The sequence below is a fragment of the Paenibacillus sp. AR247 genome, from assembly GCF_002968895.1.
Classification (GTDB): Bacteria; Bacillota; Bacilli; order Paenibacillales; family Paenibacillaceae; genus Paenibacillus_AQ; species Paenibacillus_AQ favisporus.
The window spans coordinates 390591-391836 of the sequence record NZ_PCZT01000002.1 but is presented as its reverse complement, the minus strand read 5'-3'; the positions used below and the strand labels follow the sequence as shown (position 1 = coordinate 391836).

Genomic DNA, 1246 nt, shown 5'->3' with positions numbered 1-1246 from the left:
TAGAAGCCAAGCAGGATCATGATCGTGATCGGCAGGTTAAAGGCGGTGTAGGACAGGATGATGCTGAGCTGGTTGTCCGTCAGCCCCACTTTTTGAAACAGGATGAATAAGGGAATCAGGGTCGAATGCACCGGGATCATCATGCCCACCATGAACAGGCCAAGGACGAGAGAGCTGAGCTTCCAGCGCATCCGGGTGATCGCAAAGGTCACGAAGCTGGCGAGCAGAATCGTCAGCACGACGGCAATGACGGTGATCAGGACGCTGTTTATAAAATAACGGCCGATATTTCCCTGCTGCCATACGTTTTCATAGTTCTCCCATTTGGGATGGCTGGGGAGGGCGAAAGGAGGAAGATTGAATACCTCCTGGTTATTCTTCAAGGAAAACAAAAGCAGCCATACCAGTGGCAAAATTTGCAGGACCGCTCCCGCAATCAGCACGACATAGAGCAGGCCGGAGCCGATTCTGGCGCCGACAGGCCGGGAAGACCGCATCACGGGAACGGATACGGCCGGACTTGCGGTTCTCATCATAAGCACCTCCTCTTATCAGGAATATTGAATCGTGTCTTTGGAGGCGGTTGCCTTGCGGATCGCCCAGGTGGCGACCATGCAGATGATCAGCAGGAAGAAGCCGATCGCACTGCCGTAGCCGAAATCGAATCCGCGGAACGCCTTTTGATACATATAGGACGCCATCACTTCGCTGGCCCCGTTCGGCCCGCCGTCCGTCATGACGTAGATCAAATCGAAATATTTCAGCGAGCCGACGACGGCTAGCACAATCGTGACTTTGACGACCTCGGAAACGAGCGGCAGCTTGATTCGGAGGGCAATCTGCCACGGATTGGCTCCGTCGATCCGGGCTGCTTCAATGAGCGATGCCGGAATGTTTTTCAGGGCGGCGTAGTAGATCAGGATGTAGAAACCGGCGTACTGCCATAGAATCGGAATGAACAAGGCGTACAGCACGAGCTTCGGATCCGACAGCCACGCAGGGGGATCCTCCACGCCCAGCGATACGAGAAACGTATTGAGGATGCCGTTTGTCGGATGATAGATTTTCAGCCACAGCTGGGCAATGGCTACCGAAGAGAGCAGCATCGGAATCAAATAGATTTTCCGGAGGAGTCCCGCCCCCTTGATGTTCCCGGCCAGGATCAGTGCAACGATCATATAAACGGCCAGGCTGACCGTCGATAGTACCGCGAATAATAATGAATGGTACACGCTGTTCCAGAATG

At 54.1% G+C, this 1246-nt stretch carries 2 protein-coding genes; both read right to left on the bottom strand.

Annotated features, from left to right (window positions below; all coding sequences use genetic code 11):
* Nucleotides 1-497, bottom strand: a 497-nt coding sequence (locus tag CPT76_RS02350; RefSeq protein WP_374954591.1) for a carbohydrate ABC transporter permease, incomplete at its 3' end; no start/stop codon positions are given.
* Between the two features lie 54 nt (nt 498-551).
* The coding region (locus CPT76_RS02345; protein ID WP_105441803.1) for a carbohydrate ABC transporter permease at nt 552-1246 on the bottom strand (695 nt) is incomplete at its 5' end.